At 68.8% G+C, this 16,656-nt stretch carries 15 protein-coding genes; 5 read left to right on the top strand and 10 right to left on the bottom strand.

Annotated features, from left to right (window positions below; all coding sequences use genetic code 11):
- Window positions 1-178: 178 nt before the first annotated feature.
- The 4 genes from ACIRPX_RS45225 to ACIRPX_RS45210 are packed head-to-tail and all read right to left on the bottom strand — an operon-like array spanning window position 179 to window position 3,954.
- Window positions 179-1,336, bottom strand: coding sequence for an acetyl-CoA C-acetyltransferase (locus ACIRPX_RS45225; RefSeq protein ID WP_404206009.1), 1,158 nt, complete (start codon window positions 1,334-1,336; stop codon window positions 179-181).
- Window positions 1,337-1,363: 27 nt separating this feature from the next.
- Complete coding sequence (locus tag ACIRPX_RS45220) at window positions 1,364-1,951, bottom strand: TetR/AcrR family transcriptional regulator (RefSeq protein WP_404206008.1); 588 nt, start codon at window positions 1,949-1,951, stop codon at window positions 1,364-1,366.
- A 51-nt stretch (window positions 1,952-2,002) separates the two neighbouring features.
- Window positions 2,003-2,791, bottom strand: coding sequence for an SDR family oxidoreductase (locus tag ACIRPX_RS45215; protein ID WP_404206007.1), 789 nt, complete (start codon window positions 2,789-2,791; stop codon window positions 2,003-2,005).
- Window positions 2,788-3,954 carry an acyl-CoA dehydrogenase family protein gene (locus tag ACIRPX_RS45210; RefSeq protein WP_404206006.1) on the bottom strand — a complete coding sequence of 389 codons (1,167 nt, stop codon included), beginning with the start codon at window positions 3,952-3,954 and terminating at the stop codon, window positions 2,788-2,790. The genes ACIRPX_RS45215 and ACIRPX_RS45210 overlap by 4 nt, the downstream gene beginning before the upstream one ends.
- 79 nt (window positions 3,955-4,033) lie before the next feature.
- Between ACIRPX_RS45210 and ACIRPX_RS45205 the strand changes: the two genes are divergently transcribed.
- From ACIRPX_RS45205 to ACIRPX_RS45185, 5 genes are all read left to right on the top strand, one after another.
- Window positions 4,034-4,894 (top strand): enoyl-CoA hydratase, encoded by an 861-nt coding sequence (locus ACIRPX_RS45205; protein WP_404206005.1) that lies wholly within the window; start codon window positions 4,034-4,036, stop codon window positions 4,892-4,894.
- Window positions 4,894-6,063: an acyl-CoA dehydrogenase family protein gene (locus ACIRPX_RS45200; protein WP_404206004.1), complete on the top strand. Its 1,170-nt coding sequence runs from the start codon at window positions 4,894-4,896 to the stop codon at window positions 6,061-6,063. Before ACIRPX_RS45205 ends, ACIRPX_RS45200 begins: the two co-directional genes overlap by 1 nt.
- On the top strand, window positions 6,063-7,052 hold the full coding sequence (locus tag ACIRPX_RS45195; protein WP_404206010.1) for an acyl-CoA dehydrogenase family protein: 990 nt from the start codon (window positions 6,063-6,065) through the stop codon (window positions 7,050-7,052). The genes ACIRPX_RS45200 and ACIRPX_RS45195 overlap by 1 nt, the downstream gene beginning before the upstream one ends.
- Window positions 7,053-7,180: 128 nt before the next feature.
- A complete protein-coding gene (locus ACIRPX_RS45190; protein WP_404206003.1) occupies window positions 7,181-8,317 on the top strand; it encodes an acyl-CoA dehydrogenase family protein in 1,137 nt (378 codons plus the stop codon).
- A 131-nt stretch (window positions 8,318-8,448) separates the two neighbouring features.
- Window positions 8,449-9,261 (top strand): amidohydrolase family protein, encoded by an 813-nt coding sequence (locus ACIRPX_RS45185; RefSeq protein WP_404206002.1) that lies wholly within the window; start codon window positions 8,449-8,451, stop codon window positions 9,259-9,261.
- A gap of 674 nt (window positions 9,262-9,935) precedes the next feature.
- Here the strand turns inward: ACIRPX_RS45185 and ACIRPX_RS45180 are convergent.
- The 6 genes from ACIRPX_RS45180 to ACIRPX_RS45155 all read right to left on the bottom strand — a co-directional run bounded on the left by ACIRPX_RS45180 (window position 9,936) and on the right by ACIRPX_RS45155 (window position 16,430).
- The gene (locus tag ACIRPX_RS45180; protein ID WP_404206001.1) at window positions 9,936-11,291 is read right to left on the bottom strand and encodes a UbiD family decarboxylase; all 1,356 of its coding nucleotides are present in this window, start codon (window positions 11,289-11,291) and stop codon (window positions 9,936-9,938) included.
- Window positions 11,288-12,541: a M20 family metallo-hydrolase gene (locus ACIRPX_RS45175; RefSeq protein ID WP_404206000.1), complete on the bottom strand. Its 1,254-nt coding sequence runs from the start codon at window positions 12,539-12,541 to the stop codon at window positions 11,288-11,290. The genes ACIRPX_RS45180 and ACIRPX_RS45175 overlap by 4 nt, the downstream gene beginning before the upstream one ends.
- Window positions 12,542-12,563: 22 nt before the next feature.
- Entirely contained in the window at window positions 12,564-13,958 is a 1,395-nt protein-coding gene (locus tag ACIRPX_RS45170; RefSeq protein ID WP_404205999.1) for a dihydroorotase family protein, read from the bottom strand.
- A 189-nt stretch (window positions 13,959-14,147) separates the two neighbouring features.
- Complete coding sequence (locus ACIRPX_RS45165; RefSeq protein ID WP_404205998.1) at window positions 14,148-15,035, bottom strand: IclR family transcriptional regulator; 888 nt, start codon at window positions 15,033-15,035, stop codon at window positions 14,148-14,150.
- Between the two features lie 191 nt (window positions 15,036-15,226).
- The gene (locus tag ACIRPX_RS45160; protein ID WP_404205997.1) at window positions 15,227-16,135 is read right to left on the bottom strand and encodes an NAD(P)-dependent oxidoreductase; all 909 of its coding nucleotides are present in this window, start codon (window positions 16,133-16,135) and stop codon (window positions 15,227-15,229) included.
- Between the two features lie 61 nt (window positions 16,136-16,196).
- Window positions 16,197-16,430, bottom strand: a complete 234-nt coding sequence (locus ACIRPX_RS45155; protein WP_404205996.1) for a hypothetical protein — start codon at window positions 16,428-16,430, stop codon at window positions 16,197-16,199.
- Window positions 16,431-16,656: the final 226 nt, after the last annotated feature.

Below are 16,656 nucleotides of genomic sequence, written 5' to 3'. Positions count from 1 at the left end.
CGGGTGAAACCCCGGCGGGCAGAACCCGGCGCGGCGGGTCCCGCCGACGTCGTCGTACGTGAAGTCCTCCAGGCGCATGGCACCCAAGAGTAGGGGGGGGGCCCGGGGCGGCCCCCCGCCCGGGGCCCCCCCCCCCCCACGACAACATGTCCCACTCCAAGCAGCTCTTGAGGGCGGATCAGATCCGTTCGATGATGGTGACGTTGGCCTGCCCGCCGCCTTCGCACATCGTCTGAAGACCGAAGCGGCCGCCTGTGCGCTCCAGTTGGTGCAGCAGAGTGGTCGTGATCTTGGTTCCGGTAGCGCCCAGGGGGTGGCCCAGAGCGATGGCGCCGCCGTTGACGTTGACCTTGTCCGGATCGGCGCCGGTCTCCTTGAGCCAGGCCAGGACGACGGACGCGAACGCCTCGTTGATCTCGACCAGATCGATGTCGTCGAGGGACATCCCCGACTTCTTGAGGGCGTATGCCGTCGCCGGGATCGGCGCGGACAGCATCCGGATCGGGTCCTCGCCGCGCACCGAGAGGTGGTGGATGCGGGCACGCGGCGTCAGACCGTGCTCGCGGACAGCCCGTTCGCTTGCCACCAGGATGGCTGAAGCACCGTCGGAGACCTGGGAGGACACAGCTGCCGTCAGCCGGCCGCCCTCGACCACCGGCTTGAGGCCTGCCATCTTCTCCAGGCTGGTCTCGCGGCGCGGCCCCTCATCGGCGGTCACATCGCCGTAGGCGACGAGCTCGCGCTCGAAGCGGCCCTCATCGATGGCACGGACCGCCCGCTGGTGGGAGCGCAGCGCGAACTGCTCCATGTCCTCGCGGGAGATGCCCCACTTCTCTGCGATGAGTTCGGCGCCGTGGAACTGGTTGACGGGCTGATCGCCGTAGCGGGCCCGCCAACCCTCGGAGCCGATGTATGGCCCCTGGGTCAGTCCCAGGGGCTCGGCGGCCTGGCGGCTGGCGAACGCGATGGGAATCATCGACATGTTCTGCACGCCGCCGGCGACCACGAGGTCCTGGGTGCCGGAGAGCACGCCCTGGGCGGCGAAGTGCAGGGCCTGCTGCGAGGAACCGCACTGGCGATCCACGGTGGTGCCCGGCACCTCCTCGGGTAGCCCCGCGGCCAGCCAGCACGTCCGGGCGATGTCCCCGGCCTGCGGGCCCACGGTGTCGAGGCAGCCGAAGACGACATCCTCGACGGCCGCCGGGTCGGCTCCGGAGCGCTCCATCAGCGCCTTGAGTATGTGTGCGCCGAGGTCGGCAGGGTGGACGGCGGACAGTCCGCCGTTCTTCTTGCCGACCGGGGTACGGACCGCTTCGACGATGTATGCCTCGGCCATGGCCGCTCCTTTTGGGGCTCGTGAGGGTTATTCGCGCAGGGTGATGCCCTCCAGCACCATCGACAGGTACTGGCGGGCGATCTCCTCGGGGCTGTGCTGTCCGCCCGGCCGGTACCAGGACGCCGCCACCCAGACGGTGTCGCGGAGGAAGCGGTACGTGAGCCGGACATCAACGTCGGCGCGGAAGGCCTCGTCGGCCACCCCGCGTTCCAGGGTGCCCAGCCACGCCTTCTCGAACTTCACCTGCGCGTCGGTGAGGTAGGCGAAGCGCGGCTGAGCCTGCAGGTGTTTGGCTTCCTTCTGGTAGATGGCGACCGCCGGAAGGTGCCGGTCGATCTCCTTGAAGGAGGCGGTGACGAGGGCCTCGATGGTCTGCCTGGGGCCGAGGCCGGCGGCGAGCACGGCGTCGTAGCGGGCCCACAGTTCGTTGAGGAAGCTCGAGAGGATCTCGTCGACCATCGCCTCCTTGGAGTCGAAGTGGTAGTAGAGGCTGCCTGCGAGCATCCCCGCCGCGTCCGCGATCTTGCGAACGGTTGTGGCACGGTAGCCCTGCGCGGCGAACACCTCGGCGGCGGTGGCCAGGATCTCCTCGCGCCGTTCGGGCGCGGCACTCATGGCTGTCTTCTTACGATCACTCTTGCTGTTCGGCACCGGGTCATTCTCGCCTCACGGGTGCTGGCTGCTGACGGAGATGACCTCACCGGCCAGGTACGAGGAGTATCCGGACGCCAAGAAGACGATCACGTTGGCCACCTCCCAGGGCTCGGCGTACCGGCCGAAGGCCTCCCGCGCGGTGAGTTCTTCGAGCAGTACCGGGGTGGTGACCTTCACCAGGTGGGGATGCATGGCCAGACTCGGCGCCACCGCGTTGACCCGGACACCGAAGTCGGCGGCCTCCAGGGCGGCGCACCGGGTCAGTGCCATCACTCCCGCCTTTGCTGCGGCGTAGTGCGCCTGGCCCTTCTGCGCCCGCCATCCGATGACCGAGGCGTTGTTCACGACGACGCCGCCGCGTCCTGCAGCCTTCATCCGCTGCAGTGCGGCACGCGTGCACCGGAAGGTGCCGTTCAACGTCACGTCGAGCACCGTGGACCACTGCTCGTCGCTCATGTCGACCAGGTTGGCGGTGCCTCCCAGGCCGGCGTTGTTCACGACGATGTCGAGATGCCCGTGCTGCTGCTCGGCGAGGTCGAACAGAGCGGTGACCTGGTCCTCGTCGGTGACGTTGCAGGGCAGGGCCGCGACCTTGTCCTGTCCGAAGGCTTCGGCCAGTTCCGCGGCGGACTCCTTGAGGCGGCGTGCGTGCGTGTCGGAGATGACGACCTTGGCCCCCTCTTCCAGCAGTCGTCGGGCGGTCGCCCCGCCGATGCCGGCTCCCGCGGCGGCCGTGACGACGGCGCTGCGCCCTTCAAGGAGCCGGTGGCCGGACACATACGGGGGAGGAGACGTGCTCACGGACGGGCCTCCTTCGGCAGGCCGAGGACGCGCTCGGCGATGATGTTCCGCTGGATCTCGTTGGAGCCGGCGTAGATGGTGTCGGAGCGGGAGAACAGGAACAGCCGCTGCCAGTCGGTGAGGTCATAGGGCCCGCCGGCGGCCAGCATGCCCTCGGCACCGCACACGTCCATGGCGAGTTCGCCCAGCTCCCGGTGCCAGGTCGCCCAGAAGATCTTGCCGATGGATGCCTCGGGGCCTGGTGCGCCGGCTGCTACTGCCTCCAGCATGCGCAGCGCGTTGAACCGGATGATCTCCAGACCGCTCCAGGCGCGTGCGATGCGGTCGCGGATGAACGGGTCGCGGGCCGCGCCGTTGCGCTTGGCCAGGTCGATGATCGCTTCCAGCTCGCGGCGGAAGCCGACCTGTTGTCCCAGGGTCGACACGCCGCGTTCGAACCCGAGGGTGGCCATGGCGATCTTCCAGCCCTGGCCGGGTGCGTCGACGATGTTCCCCGCCGCCGTGCGCGCCCCGTCGAAGAACACTTCATTGAATTCCGACGTGCCGGTCAGTTGCATGATCGGACGGATGTCCACACCGGGCTGGCGCAGCGGCACGAGCAGATAGGACAACCCGTGGTGGCGGGTGGAGCCGGGCTCGGTACGCGCGATGACGAAGCACCAGTCGGACTCGTGGGCGAGCGAGGTCCAGATCTTCTGCCCGGTGATCACCCACTCGCCCCCGTCGAGCTGCGCCCGCGTCCGCACGTTCGCCAGGTCCGATCCGGCGTCCGGCTCGCTGTATCCCTGACACCACGTCTCCTCGACCGCCACGATCGGGGGCAGGAAGCGCTCGCGCTGCTCAGCCGTCCCGAACGCGATGAGGGTGGGGCCGAGCAACTGCTCGCCGATGTGGTTCACCCGCGCCGGCGCATCGGCGAGGACGTACTCCTCGTGGAAGGCCACCTGCTGTTCCAGGGACGCCCCCCGGCCGCCGTATTCCTTCGGCCACCCCACACAGGTCCACCCCGCGGCGGCCATGTGCCGTTCCCAGGCGAGGCGTTCGGCAAAGGCCTCGTGCTCGCGGCCCGGACCACCGCGTCCGCGCAGACTGGCGAACTCCCCGGTGAGATGGGCGCGCAACCAGGTGCGGAACTCGGTGCGGAACTCCTCGACGCTGCTCATGGGCGGCTCCGGGCGGCTCTCGACGGCTGACGTTCAGCACGGTAACCTACCAAACACTTGTTAGGGAAGGAGGGGGCGGATGTCCGCTTCCGGTACGACGCCCACGGAACCGGTGAGCTACGAACGCCATGGCCCCGTCGCCGTGGTCACGATGAACCGTCCGAAGTACCGCAACGCCCAGAACTCGGCGATGACCTACGCCCTGGATCGCGCCTTCTACCGCGCTGCAGAGGACGGCGAGGTCAAGGTGGTCGTCCTCGCCGGGGAGGGAAAGCACTTCTCCGCCGGACACGACATCGGCACCCCCGAGCGAGACGCGCACTTGCCCTTCGACCGCAAGGCCGGCCTGTGGTGGGACCACTCGGACAAGAAGGGCGCGGAGAGCCGCTTCGCCCGGGAGTCCGAGGTCTACCTGGGCATGTGCCGCCGCTGGCGCGAACTGCCCAAGCCTTTGATCGCCCAGATCCAGGGCGCCTGCGTCGCCGGCGGCCTGATGCTTGCCTGGGTGTGCGACCTGATCGTCGCCTCCGAGGACGCCTTCTTCGCCGACCCCGTGGTCCGCATGGGCATCCCGGGCGTCGAGTACTTCGCCCATCCCTGGGCCATGCCGCCCCGGATCGCCAAGGAATTCCTCTACACGGGCGACCGGATGGACGCACGGCGCGCCTACGAGGTCGGCATGGTCAACCGGGTCGTGCCACCGGACGAACTCAGTGAAAGGACCATGGAGTTGGCGGCTCGGGTAGCTGAAATGCCGCGCATGGGGCTGGCGCTGACCAAGCGGGCCGTCAATCAGGCCGAAGATCTCCAGGGCCTGCACGCCGGCATGGACTCCGTCTTCGGCCTCCACCATCTCGCCCACGCACACAACGCCGAGACTGCAGCAGACTCTCTCGGCGGCATGGACGTCCACGCCATGAAGAAGGGGGCCGGAGACTGATGGACCTCGACTTCAGTGCCGTGGAGGACGCCTTCAGGACCCAAGCCTGCACCTGGCTTGCGACCCACGTCCCCGCAACCCCGCTGCCCTCCCTGGAAACCGAGGAAGGGTTCGCAGCCCATCGGGGATGGGAGCACACCCTGTCCGACGGCCGCTGGTCGGTGGTGTCCTGGCCGGAGGAGTACGGCGGCCGCGCCGCCTCCGTCCTCCAGTGGCTGATCTTCGAGGAGGAGTACTACGCGGCCGGCGCGCCCGGCCGGGTCAGCCAGAACGGCATCAACCTGCTGGCCCCCACGCTGTTCGAGCACGGCACGCCGGAACAGCGCGCCCGCATCCTGCCGTCCATGGCTGCCGGAGAGGTGATCTGGGCGCAGGCCTGGTCGGAGCCCGAGGCCGGTTCGGACCTGGCCTCCTTGCGCTCCACCGCCGCACGAACCGACGGCGGCTGGCTGCTGAACGGGCAAAAGACCTGGTCCTCGCGGGCCGCCTTTGCCGACCGCGCTTTCGGTCTCTTCCGCAGCGACCCGAACGCCGACAAGCCTCACCGCGGCCTGACCTACCTGATGTTCCCCCTGGACGCAGATGGCGTGACCGTGCGTCCCATCGGACGGCTCGACGGCAAGCCGGCCTTCGCGGAACTGTTCCTGGACAACGTCTTCGTACCGGACGAGGACGTCATCGGGGAACCCGGCCAGGGCTGGAAGGTCGCCATGAGCACTGCAGGCAACGAACGCGGCCTCACTCTGCGCAGCCCCGGCCGCTTCACCGCCGCAGCCGACCGGCTGGCCCGGCTCTGGCAGGACTTGGCCGACCCCGCCGACACCTCCCTGCACGACCGAGTCGCCGATGCCTTGATCGCGGCCCGCGCCTACCAGCTCTTCACCTACGCCAACGCCTCCCGCATCGAGGCCGGCGGGTCGATCGGCGCCGAGGCGAGCATGAACAAGATCTTCTGGTCACAGCTCGACATCTCCCTGCACGAGACCGCCCTGGACCTGCTCGGACCCTACGGCGAACTCGCCGACCACGCGGCGGAGGCACCCGCCCACGGCACCTGGGCCGAGGGCTACACCTTCTCCCTGGCCGGCCCCATCTACGCCGGAACCAACGAGATCCAGCGCGACATCATCGCCGAGCGCCTGCTCGGCCTGCCGAAGGGACGCCGGTGATGCGGTTCCTCCTCGACGACGAGCAGCGGGAGTTCTCCCGCTCTCTCGACAGCATGCTCACGGCGGCCGACACCCCCGCAGCCGTACGTGCATGGGCTGTCGGCGACCACGCGCCCGGACGGGCCCTGTGGGGACGTCTCGCCGAGACCGGAGTGTTCGGCCTCGCGGTCCCCGAAGCACACGGCGGCCTGGGTTTCCTGCCCGTCGAACTGGCCCTCTCCTTCACCGAACTGGGACGTCACGCCGTGCCGGGCCCGTACGTGGAGACCGTGGCCGCGGCCGCACTCCTCGACCGCCTGGGCGACCAGGCAATCGCCGACACCTGGCTGCCAGGCATCGCCTCCGGCAAGACCGTCGCCTCCCTCTGCCAGCTCTCCGGGGAAACCCCCTACGCCCTGGACGCCGACGCCAGTGACGTGACCCTTGTCCTCACCGGGGACACCCTGTCCTGGACGACGTCCGCAGGTGCCGTCCAGCCCTCCGCCGACCCCGCACGTCGACTGGCCAGGCCACAGGGGGGAACCATCCTGGCCCGAGGGCGCCAGGTGGAGGCGGCAGCATCGCACGCCGCCGATGTCGCCGCACTGGCCGCTGCCGCACAGGCCCTGGGACTCGGGCGCGCGCTGCTGGACCACACCGTCGCCTACGTCGGCCAGCGCAAGCAGTTCGGCGTCCCCATCGGCACCTTCCAGGCCGTGAAGCACCGGCTGGCCGACACTCTGATCGCCCTGGAGTTCGCCCAGCCGCTCGTGCACGCCGGTGCCCTGGCCCTGGGAGCGGGGGAAGAGCACAGCGGCCGCGACATCGCGGCAGCCAAGGTCGCCGCCGGCGAGGCCGCATACGCAGCCGCCCGCACGGCCCTGCACCTGCACGGCGCCCTCGGATACACCGACGAGCTGGATCTGTCCCTGTGGATCCGCAAGGCCCGCGCGCTCCGCTCGGCCTGGGGTACGCCGGCAGCATGCCGGGCCCGGGTCCTGGCTCCCTGAACCACCTTTCCCGCGCCCTCGAGCAGCGCCGTACCGCCCTTCGGGCCTTGAGGAAAGACCGCACCTCCGCCCACGGCACGCACCATCAGGCGTGCCGTCCCTGACCTGACAGAGCAAGGAGCAGACAGATGAGACTGACGGAGGAACAAGAAGAACTACGTTCCGCCGTGCGATCGTTGCTCACGCGCTACGAGGGCCCGGCAGCCTGGCAGCCCCTGGCCCAACAGATCGGTGTTGCAGGCCTGGCCGTACCCGAGGAGTACGGCGGCGCGGGCTACGGGGCCCAGGAAGTGCACGTCGTCATGGAAGAACTGGGACGTGTCCTCAGCCCCGTGCCGTATCTCGGCTCGACGGTGCTCACCACGCAGGCCCTGCTGGCATCCGGTGACGAGGAAACGTGCCAACGCCTGCTGCCAGCGCTCGCGGCCGGACAGATGGTGGGAGCCTTGGCCTGGGCCGAGCAAGGAACCTGGGATCCCGATCAGATCGCGGCTCAGGCTGTCCCTTTCTCGGCCCGCACCTGGGGTATCTCCGGAACCAAGGAGTACGTCCTGGACGGAGTGGATGCCGAACTCTTGCTCGTGGCGGCCCGAACGCCGACCGGTCTGTCCCTCTTCGAGGTGGTCGTGGACGGGGCCGGCCTTCACCGCGAGCCCACCGTCACGATGGACGAGACCCGGCCCCTGACACGCGTGGTACTTGACGGAGTCGAGGGACGCCTCGTTGGCCAGGACGGCGAGGCGGGACGTGTCCTGCGACACGTCATGGACCAGGGCTGCGCGGCGCTGGCTGCCGAGCAGGTGGGCGCGGCCCAGCGCTGCCTCGATCTCACGGTCGCCTATGCCAAGGACCGGGTGCAGTTCGGCCGGGCCATTGGCTCCTTCCAGGCGGTGAAGCACCGGCTTGCGGAGTCCTACGTGCTGGTGGAGGCGGCGCGTTCGGCGGCCATGGGCGCGGCCTTCGCTGCTGCAGAAGGTTCTCCGGAGCTCACTCGCCGTGCAGCAGTCGCCAAATCGGCCTGCTCGGAGGCGTTTTCCACCGTAGCGGCGGAGATGATCCAGCTTCACGGCGGCATTGGGATCACCTGGGAGCACGACGCTCACCGCTACTTCAAGCGGGCGCACAGCTCAAGCCACCTCCTTGGCACACCGGTGTGGCACCGCGGCCGACTGTCCACCGAGCTGGGGCTGGCTCATGTGAACCACCCCCGGGACCACTGCCCAGCAGCGTACGCCCACGAGCCAAAGCAACGGCATTGCTCCTAGGGAATGTCTCCGTGACCCGCGATGTGGGGGGGCTGGTTGGGAACAGTACACACCGGCTAGGGTCGGGGTGAGCGTTCGCTTAGCCGCCTTCGGTTTGACCAGCGGAGTCGCGAGAGAGGCAGGGGCACCTGATGCCGGTCATCGATGCGTGGATGCAGCACCCCACGCTCCGTCATTCCAACCATGAGATGTTCGAGTCGCTGCGCCGGTGGACCGGGCGGGGGCTACTGGATGAGCCGTTGCCAGTTGAGGCGACGGTGGCCGCCATGGGTGCGGCTGATGTCGAGATCGGGCTGTCGGCGGCTTGGTACGGGCCCCAAGGGCCGCTGATCAGCAACGATGAGGTGGCCGAATTCGTCGCGCAGTCCGCGGGGCGGCTGCGCGGAGTGGCCGGTGCGGATCTCACCCGGCCGGTCCAGGCGGTGCGGGAACTGCGCCGGGCCGTGGAGGAACTTGGTTTCGTTGCCCTGCGGATCGTGCCCTGGCTGTGGCAGCTGCCACCCACCGACAGGCTCTACTATCCGTTGTACGCGGCCTGCGTGGACCTGGGCATCCCCTTCTGCACCCAGGTCGGCCACACCGGTCCGCTGCGCCCGTCCGAGACCGGCCGCCCCATTCCGTACATCGATCAGGTCGCGCTCGACTTCCCTGAGCTGAACATCGTGTGTGGGCACATCGGCTACCCGTGGACGACGGAGATGATCGCGGTGGCCGACAAGCACGCCAACGTGTACATCGACACCAGCGCCTACACCGCCCGTCGTTATCCGCGCGAGTTGGTCGACTACCTTCGCGGCCGGGGGCGCAGGAAGGTGCTGTTCGGCACCAACTACCCCATGATCACCCCCGGTCAGGCGCTGGAGCACCTTGGTGAACTGGGCCTGGACGAGGAAGCCACCGAGTTGTTCCTGTCCGGCAACGCACGTCGAATCTTCAGGGTTTGACAGTGCCGGGGCCACGCCGGGCCCACATGAGGATCGCCGCGAGATGGAGTGCGGCCAATGTGGCCGGCTCGGCGCAGGTCATTGCGCTGCTTGCCCCGGGCCCAAGCACTCACCGAGACAGCAGCGTTTCGGCGTTCGAGGGGCCTGTACGGAAAGAAGGTGTCGCTTTCGTCGATGTAGATCGTTGATCTGCCATGGCGATCAAGGAGGGGGTACGGCAGCAACGTGCCGTGCGTTTCGGCGTGTTGCTGCCGCATCTCAACGAGCGGCCTTGACCTCGGATTTTGAACACGTCTATGCGGCTTGGGCCAGAGCAGTTGCCGTTGGTCGGAAGTCGTCCAGTAGTCGGCACCGTGGGTCTGCTGGAAGCTCATCGTCGGCATCGGTTCCCAGCACCACATGTCTTCCGTGGGAGTGCGGCGGATCCGTCCCGCTCCTCAGGAGCCGCCATCCAGGGCGATGACATGGGCCCGATGGTCGACGACGCGCTGCGCCGCCCTGGCAGAGGACGCGAAGCTTGGCACTCCGATCAGGGCGATTTCAACGCCTGCGCTGCGGTCAAAGGCGGTGCGCAGCGTATGCCATACGGAGCCCGGCATCGCGCTGGGCGGGCCACCCGGCCGCGCGCATGTCACCGGCCGAGGCTTCCGTGGACGGTAGTCAGGGCTCAGTGGTCAGTGCCCTCCTTCCGCCGCACCCTTTCCCGCAAGCACGTCGCGGACTCGCGCGAGTACCGCGGACGGTGGCGCTGCCGGTGCGAATCCCTCCGCTCGATCGCCCGGCTTGGCCGTGGCGTCGTAACCGATCTTGGCGACGGTGCCCTCACTCTCGAGGGGTTCTGATCGGTCGGCGCTCATCCCGGGGACGACGATGATGTCGCGATCGGCACGGCACAGGGTGACCCGTGCGTGTTCCACCTGCACCGCGTCCCAAGGGTCGACGTGAGCGTCGACAACGGTCACCTGCTTGACAAGGCTGACGGACGACCAGCAGGTCATCATGGCCCGGCGTGCCTGGCCGGCCCTGCCGGGCCCCAGCCCGACCACGGCGGCGAGCCTGCCGCCACCGGCCTCGACGACCGCGACCCTGGTGACCGAGGGGACCACCCGGGCCAGCTCCCGGTGCAGCCCGGCGGCGATCGCCGTCGCACCGAGGTAGGCGTGCTCCGAGTGCAGGCCCGGCAGCACCACCTGGAACAGGGCATCGCGACGATGAGTGATGCAGCTCACTTCGAACCGCGGGGCGCTCCCGTAGTCCTCGTAGAGACCGTGGAACTCCGAGACCAGCCCCTCGGCCTCCCGGCGGTGTATGTCGAAGGTTCCCTCGATGACGAACTCGGCCTCCGCCGGTACCCGCAGCGCGACCGTACGTGCCCCGACGACCTCCACCGGCCGGCCCAGCAGCGGGGCGGCATGGTGCAACTCGTCATCGCCGAGGTTCAGGTAGAGGCAGGCCGCGAGCTGGATGGCGGGGTGGGCCCCGATGACGACAGCGATGTCGAGGCGGCCGGAGGGCGAGCGCTGCGCCATGCGCCACAGGTGGTGGTTCGGGGCGATCCCGATCAGCGCGCTCTTCGCGTCGAGCACCTTGAGACGGGCGAAGGAGGCGTTTCCGGCGCCGGTGAGTGGATCCCTGGCGATGACCACTCCGGCCGTGATGTACGGCCCCGTCTCGGCTTCGAAAAAGGTGGGCACTGGAAGCGCGGCCAGGTCCGCGTCGGCCATGACGACCTGCTGGCAGGCCGCGTCGGCGACCTCGACGGTGTCGACGGTGGTGTCGATGGCCCGCAGCACCGCCGCCTCGATCCCGTCCAGCGGCACCGACAGGGCACGCGACACGCTCTCACGCGTCGCGAGAACATTGCCGACGGCCCGGAAGTTGCTGCCCTTCACCTTGTCGAAGATCACCGCTGGTCCCTGGTCGAGCAACGACAGGTATGCGGCGATCTCGTAAACCGGCTCGACCGGTTCCCTGATCACGACGACCCCGTCGTCGGCTTCTAGAAAGGTTTGCAGCGAAGGCTTTTTCACTGCTCCTCCTGCCGTGCGAACGGGGCGGTGTCCATGGCGAGCAGGGTGGCGGCGAGGGTGTGGGTGCCGACACCGATTGCCTCCACATCGGTCCACTCCTCAGGGCAGTGGCTGCGGCCTCCCTGGGACGGGATGAAGATCATCCCTGTCGGTGCGAGTGACGCGATGTGAGCCGCGTCGTGACCAGCTCCGCTCGGCATGGCCCGCCAGCTGTAGCCGATCGACGAGGCCGACGAGGCGATGAGGTCCTGTACGGACCGCGTAGTGGGGACCGGAGGCTGGTCGTTGAGCCAGTCCAGCTCGACGTCTACGCCTCGGGCGCGGGCGACATCGGCGATACGGGCCGTCAGATCGCCGCGTACCCGGTCGAGCCACGGTGTCGAGGCACTGCGCAACTCGGACCAGACCCGTGCCCACGACGGCACGATGTTGAGCGCGCCGGGCAGTGACTCGACCCGGCCGACCGTCGCGACGGCGTCAGGTGCCGAGCAACCGATTTGCTCGACCGCCAGCACCGCCTCGGCGGCGGTGAGCAGGGCGTCGTGCCGCTCGCCCATCGGCATCGTGCCCGCGTGGTCGGGACGGCCGTGGAAGGTCGCGACCGCACGTTCGATGCCGGCGATGGCGGTGACGACACCCAGCTGAAGGCCGTCACGTTCCAGTACCGGGCCCTGCTCGACATGCAACTCGACGAAACCCGCGACCTCGTCACTCGCCCAGCGTGCCGCCGCGATGTCGTCACGGCTGTCGAGACGTTCCCCCAGGGCGACTCCTTTGCCGTCGGGCATCGCCAGGTAGTCGGCGGAGATCGCGCCCACGACGGCGCGGCTGCCTATGCAGCTGACACCGTGGTCGTTGGGCTCCTCACCGAGGAAGTCGACGACGCGCAAATCGTGTTCGAGGACGGTTCCCGTCTCGCGCAACCGCCTCGCCACCTCGATCCCGGCCAGCACTCCCACGATGCCGTCGAAACGCCCTCCGCCTCGGACAGTATCGGTGTGCGAGCCGGTCGCCAGTGCCGCACGGACACCACGGCCCTCGCGGGTGCCGACGATGTTGCCCACCGGGTCGACGTGTACCTGTAGGCCTGCGTCGGCCATCTTCCGTGCCACCCACTCGCGCGCCGCGCGGTAGGACTCGGAGAAGACCGGCCTGCTCCACCCGTCGAGATCAGGTTCCACCAGCCCGGACAGTTCGTGCAGGTCGGCTTGGAGGCGCTCGAGGTCAGGAGCGAGCCGATCCAGTTTCACGGTCATAACGGTCTCCGGGATCTCAGAATGCGGGAGTGACGGCGCGGCCACTGCCGGGTGCCGCGCGCAGGTCGTCGTCGTACGCCACCTCGCCACGGACCATCGTCATGACGACGCGCCCGCGGGAGGTCATCCCGTCGTAGGGGCTCCAGCCCGCGTTGGAGTGCAGAGCGTGCTCGTCGATCACCCAGGTGCGGTCCGGATCGAAGGCGACCATGTCGGCGTCGAAGCCGACGGCCACCTGCCCCTTCGGCGACAGGCCGTATCGGCGGGCTGGATTCGTGGTCATCGCCCGTACCGCCGCGTCGAAGACGTCCGGGCCGCGCCTGTGGGCCTCGCTCAGGACCAGCGGATAGACGGTTTCGACCCCCGGAGCGCCGGAGTGGTTGTCGAACACGTTCGGTCGCGACTTCCACTCGACGGGCCACGGCGCGTGATCGGAACTGATGACGTCGATGTCGCCGCGTACGAGGCGGTCCCAGAGTCCCTCCCGGTCGGCGGTCGTGCGCAGCGGAGGGTTGATCTTCAGCCGGGCGCCACGGCGTGCCATGTCCTGCTCGTCGAGCAGCAGGTAGTGCGGGCAGGTCTCAAGAGTCGCATCCGCCCCGATCCCCGCGAACAGGCGCACCAGGTCGACCGAGCGAGGCAGGCTCGCGTGGCAGACATGCAGCTTCACGCCGGTGTGCGCCGCCAGTTCGAGGGCGGTGAGCACCGCCAGGGTCTCGGAAACCGGGGGCCGGCTGCGGCAGTGGGCCAGCGGATCGGTGCCTTCTGCCCGCAGCCGGCCGATCAGCGTGCGGACGACCTCGTCGTTCTCCGCGTGCACGCAGACCGGAAGCCCGTTGGCCCGCGCGGCGGAGAACACGTTGATCAGTTCCGGGTCGGAGATGCGCGGGAACCTGTCGGGGTCGGTGAGGAACATCGAGACCTTCAGTCCGGCCACGCCGTTGTCGCGCAGCGCGTCGATCGCGCGCCAGCCCCCCTCGGGCGCGACCGTACCGAGGAGCGCGACGTCGACGTGGGCTTCACCCGCCACGAGTTCCTTCTTGCGCGCGAGCCGGTCCGTGGAGTTGATCGGGCCGGTTCCGTCGAAGGGCATCTCGACGATCGTGGTGACGCCACCGGCCGCCGCCGCCCGGGTCGCGGCCGCCACCCCTTCACCTGAGTGGCTCAGGCTGTGCACGTGCGCGTCGACCATGCCCGGCAGCAGCAGGGCGCCGCCCATGTCGAGGGTGCGAGCGCCGAACACCGAACCGGGTGCGCCGATCGCGGCGATGACGCCGTCGCGGACTCCTATCTCCCGTCTGGCCCAGTCACCGCCCGGGCCCCGCACAAGGCCCGTCACTACCAGGTCGTGAGGGCGGGCGACGTCACTGCCCGATGGTGCGTGGATGTCGGGCGTGGCTGGCATCGTCATGGTCCTCCGTCTTGGAAGAGCAGGGGCGTGGACTACGGCCTGGCCAACTGGGGGACGGGTGCGCGGAACGGAGTTGCCGCCGACTACGGCCGCGTCGGCGGCAGCGGGACCGCCAGGAACGATGGACCGATGACAGCGGCCGAGACCATGGAGACCACGAGTATGAGGACTGGTTGGCCAGGGGACTTGTCAGGAGGTTCGTCGAGCTCTGAGAACTTCGTGACCCGTGCCCGGCCCGGAAGGGGCGGCGGCACGCCAAGAGCCCTCTTCTGGTCGAGGCGTGCGCGTTCCTGCACGAGGCGGGTCGTCGGCGCGGGGAGATGCCCTGTCTGCGGCGATCCTGCAATCCAGCAAGCCCTCGAGTTGCCGGGCCGCACTCCTGAGCAATTGCTCGACTTCCCGCATCTGCCTGTCTCCGAGGCGTGAAGCGGGACCCGCGACGCTGAGCGCGGCGATCAGCTCTCCGTGGCGGAACACCGGCACGGAGACTCCGACGGAGTCCACGTCCACCTCACCGCGAGTGATGCATACGTTGGCCTCTCGGATGTGGACCAGTTGCTCGCTGAGGGCTTGGGCGTGGAAGCGATGTTGTGGCAACGTGTCGAGCGGGGTCCTGCTCACGTAGTCGAGCCGAAAAGCTTCGGGCATGCAGGCGAGCAGCATCTTGGCCGGCGCACCCGAGTGCAGGGGATGAGTCGTTCCAGTCTGGAACGACAGACGGACGGGTCTGTGCGGTTCGACCGACATCGCGGTGCGCGCGAGATGGCCCTCCCGTACGACGAGGGTCGCGGTCTCGGAAGTTCTCGACACCAGCTCGAACAAGAGCGGTGACGCCAAGCGAGCCAGTGCCTCTCTGGCTCGCGCGTCCCACACCAGGCCCAGCATCCGCACACCAATGTCGTAGTACCCCTCGTATTCCTGGATGTACCCGAGTTCGCGCAGCGTTCTCACATAGCGGTATGCCGTGCTGGTAGGCAGGCCGACCCTGGCTGCGAGGGCTTCGACAGTGGTGGGAGCAAGTTCGCCCACCGCGGCCAACACGTTCATTCCTCTGCCGAGAATCGAATCCCGCTCCATCCGGAGTCCACCCCGCAATCGTCACGACGTTCGGTGTCGTCACGGACCAGGTAAATCCATCATCGCCCCAGGAGGAAGGCCAGATCTGAGAACGTTCCATGGACGTAACCACGTTCTCACTGCATGAGAATCCGTCGAAAGCCGCTTTTCGTGTCGGTTGGAGCGTGGCGTAACCGTGGAGTCGGCGCGGGTCACTCACGCAGGCGGATGCCGGTCCGTTCCTCCAGGAGCGCGACGGCGAGAAGTTCCCCGTCGGCCGGCCCGTAGCGTTTCAGGGCCTGTTGGTGGAGTCGGCGGACAGCCTCGGAGATGTCGTGGGGGGTGGCGAGGTCGCGGGCGAGTGAGGTGACAGTCGCGAGCTGGTCATGGATGTGGTCGAGCCCGAACGAGGCGAGGTAGTCACCGGCAAGGAGCGAGGGCAGGTCGCGGCGGATGAACTCGCTGCTCGCGGCGCTGTCCGCGAACGTGTCGCGCAACACGTCGAGGGCGATGCCGGCGCGGCGCCCGAGCAGCAGCGCTTCGGCGGTGGCCACGGCCTGGCCGAACCACAGCATGTTGACCAGGAGTTTGATCGTGTAGCCGGCCCCCGGACCGCCGACATGGGTGATCGCGTCCGGATCGGCGATGGCCGCCAGCAGCGGTCGATGGCGCGCGAGCAGATCGCCGTCCCCGCCGACGAACAGCCGCAGTCGGCCGGCGCGCGCGTCGTCGGGTCCGCCGCCCATCGGAGCCTCAAGGACTTCCACGCCGTGAGCCCGCGCCCGCTCGCGGACCGGCGCGGCGGCCGTGGGAGAGCTGCTGGTCAGGTCGATCCAGGTCGCACCTGGCGCGAGTGCGTCCAGCACGGCGTCGCTCATGACCGTGTCGACATCGGCGGGACCAGGCAGCACAGTGATGAGCACGTCGGCTGCGGCTGCGGTTTCGGGGGCGGAGGAACACCAAGTGGCGCCGCACGCCCACGCGGCCTGTTCGCGGGCCGGATCCACGTCGTGGACGGCCACGGCCCGGGCGACGCTGACGAGGTTGGCACAGATGGGAGCGCCCATGCGCCCCATGCCGATGAGTCCGATCCGTGACATTGCCGGATCATAGCTGCCCATGACATTCCTCGGAGTCGGGGGCCAGCTCCGGACCGAGTTCATGCGCCCGCGACAGCAGGTGTCACCACTTCTGCGCTGACAAGGCCCGCCGACCGTCCATCGGTGCGGCCTCCCGGGTGCGCGGACCGTGCACCCCCTCGACTCGGTCCAGTTCGATGTCGCTGGTCGCAGACAGGGGTACGTTCCGGGGTCCCCTCGCTGCGAGCAACCGCCCGCTGAGGTAAGGAAGTTCGTCCTCGGTCATGCGGTACGCGATCGCCCGGTAGCCGGTGAGGTTCTCAGTCAGCAGGTCCATCGTCTCCTCGATACTCCGGTCTCCGTGCTACCCCAGACCCGCACAACGCGCCTGCTCGTACCGCGTGTCGTCCTCCTACGGCCGCCAAGGCGCTCCGCACCCGGGGGTGTGGGGGAGTCCCTGCTCACCTCCGGGTGAGCCGGTTCTGTGCCGTGCGCCAGTGGGTGGTGTCGCCGCGCGGTTCGTAGCGGGTGAGCGGCTGGGTATGGGTGAGCAGGCGCCGTCC

Origin of the sequence: Streptomyces sp. NPDC101225 (genome assembly GCF_044767585.1) — a bacterium.
Classification (GTDB): Bacteria; Actinomycetota; Actinomycetes; order Streptomycetales; family Streptomycetaceae; genus Streptomyces.
The sequence above is the reverse complement of the archived record's forward strand: the minus strand, read 5'-3'. Positions and strand labels throughout refer to the sequence as shown.